Source organism: Pseudomonas protegens (assembly GCF_003732485.1).
GTDB classification, from domain to species: domain Bacteria; phylum Pseudomonadota; class Gammaproteobacteria; order Pseudomonadales; family Pseudomonadaceae; genus Aquipseudomonas; species Aquipseudomonas protegens_B.
Window position 1 is genome coordinate 1 of the sequence record NZ_MOAK01000066.1, and the last position, 2,735, is coordinate 2,735.

Annotated in this window: 1 protein-coding gene; it reads left to right on the top strand. The window is 59.1% G+C overall.

Translation table 11 applies throughout. The annotated features are described in order from the left end of the window. On the top strand, positions 1-2,735 hold a 2,735-nt coding region (locus BLX41_RS35600; protein ID WP_404942776.1), incomplete at both ends, for a hemagglutinin repeat-containing protein.

The following is a 2,735-nucleotide window of genomic DNA, read 5'->3' on the forward strand; positions in this document are numbered from 1 at the left end:
TGATCGAAACCAACCCGGCGCTGACCCACCTCAAGCAGTTCATGAGCTCGGACTACCTACTGTCCAACCTCGGCTACAACCCCGATGAAAGCGCCAAACGCCTGGGTGATGGCTTCTACGAACAGAAACTCATCCAGCAAGCCATGGTGGCCCGCACCGGCCAGCGCTTTATCGACGGCCAGGACAGCAACGAAAAGCTCTTCAAGCACCTGATGGACAACGCCCTCCAGAGCAAGCAACAGCTTGACCTGTCGGTGGGCGTGACCCTGACCTCCGAACAAGTCGCCGCCCTGACCCACGACATCGTCTGGTTGGAAAGCCATGAAGTGAACGGCGAACAAGTGCTGGTGCCAGTGCTGTACCTGGCCCAGGCCAACAACCGCCTGGCGCCCAACGGCTCCCTGATCGCCGGCAAGGACGTGAGCCTGATTGCCGGCAAAGACTTGAACAACGTCGGCACCCTGCGCGCGGCCAATGACCTGTCGGCGGTGGCGGGGGAGAACCTGGTCAATAGTGGGTTGGCGGAGGCGGGCAAGGGCCTGAATCTGACGGCGGGCAAGGATCTGCTGAACAAGGCCGGTGGTGTTATCGCTGGGCGCGATGTGGCCTTGACGGCAACTGATGGGGACGTGGTTAACGAGCGTACTTTGACCTCGCACCAAAGCAATAAGGATTCGTTCGCGCAGCAACGGGATTTTGTCGACAGTGCTGCACGGATTGAGGCCGCGAACAATCTCACCATCAATGCGGGACGCGATTTCAATAACAGTGCGGGAGTCTTAAAGAGCGCCGCAGATACCAGCATCACCGCTGGCCGCGATGTCAGCCTGACGGCTGTGGAGCAGGTGGTCGGCAATCAGCTGAACGCCAACTACCGTGACAAAAGTGTCACCCAGCATGGTTCGACACTTGAGGCAGGTCGCGACCTGTCCATCAGTGCTGGTCGCGATATCACGGCGATTGCCAGCCAGATTGAGGCCAAGAGTGATGTGTCGATGTCGGCTAAAGAAAACCTGACATTGGCTTCTGCTGCGAATGAGCAGCACTGGTTCAGCCAGACCAAGAGCTTTAAAGGGCAGGAGGATCATGGTCAGCAGGTGTCCACCATCTTGGTGGCGGGCGGCAATGTAGCGCTCAAGGCCGGTGAGGATCTTCAGCTGACGGCCAGTCGGGTGACGGCGGGGGATGAGGCGTATCTCTATGCGGGTAACGACCTGAACCTCAATACCGCGGAGAACAGTGATTACTCCTATTACTCCAAGACCAAGAAAGGTTCATGGGGTAAGAAGAAATCGACGATGACCGAAAGCGGCAGCGAGGAGGCCGTGTCCTCGGTCATTCAGGCCCAAGGCAAGACCATGTTGGTGGCGGCAAATGACGTCAATATCAGCGGCTCTTCGGTGAATAGCGACAAGGGGGCGTTGTCGGTGCTCGCTGGTCACGATGTCAACCTGGAGGCTGCGCAGAATAGTCAGTTCAGCGCTTCGGAGAAATCCAAGTCGGGTGGGTTCGGCCTGTCCAGCACCAGCAAGAAAAGTACTGATGCGTCCAGCAGCACCTCGCTGACGGGTTCGACCCTTAGTGGCAACACCACGCTGGTTCAGGCTGGGAATGACCTGTTGGTGTCCGCCAGTAATGTGGTTTCCACCGAACAGACCAATCTCCAGGCGGGTAAAGACATCCGCATCGAAAGCGGCATTGAGACCTTCAGCTCGCAGCACAGTCAGTCCACCAGCAAATCCGGCTTGATGAGTTCCGGCGGGATCGGCGTCACTTTGGGCTCGTCGAAGAACAGTTCCAAGCAGGACATCCAGGGCCAGACTGAGAAGGGCAGCACCATCGGTAGCGTACTGGGTGATGTCGTGGTCACCGCTGGCAAGGACCTGACCGTCAAAGCCTCGGATGTGGTGGCGGGTAAAGACATCAGCCTCATCGGGCAGAACGTCAGCATCATCGACGGCGAGAGCAAGAGCAGTACGCATACCCAGCAGGAGAGTAAAAAAAGCGGTTTGACTCTGGCCCTGTCGGGAGTGGTCGGGTCGGCAGTGAATACCGCCGTACAGACCGTGCAGGATGTCAGGCATGAGGATGACAGCCGTTTGGCGGCACTTCAGGGGATCAAGGCCGGTCTGTCGGGCTATCAAGCTTGGCAGGGCGCCCAGGCTGTTGAGGCCGGGGCCCAGGAAGGTAGCTTCTTTGGTATTTCCCTGTCTCTGGGAACGCAGAAGTCCAGCTCCAAGCAGGTGCAGGAGCAGAGTGTCAGCCAGGGCACTGGCCTGACTGCAGGCAACGACTTGCGCGTCATTGCCACAGGCAATGGCCCGTCTGGTGGCGGCGGCGACCTGTCGGTGATCGGTGGCAAGTTGCAGGCCGGTCACGATGTGTTGTTGTCCGCCGCTCGGGATATCGACCTGCGGGCTGGAGCTAATACCCAGAAACTCGAAGGCTCCAACAAAAGCGGTGGTGGCGCCATCGGAGTCAGCCTCGGTGTGGGTTCCGGTGGTGGCGGCCTGTCGGTCTTCGCCAACGCCAACAGCGGTGTCGGCAAGGAGAAGGGCAACGGCACCACCTGGACCGAAACCACGGTCAATGCGGGTAATCAGCTAACCCTGAATAGTGGCCGCGACACAACCCTGGAAGGGGCCCAGGCCAACGCGCAGAAGGTGGTGGCCGATATTGGCCGCAACCTGACCCTGACCAGCTTGCAGGACAGCGATCGTTTTGACTCCAAGCAG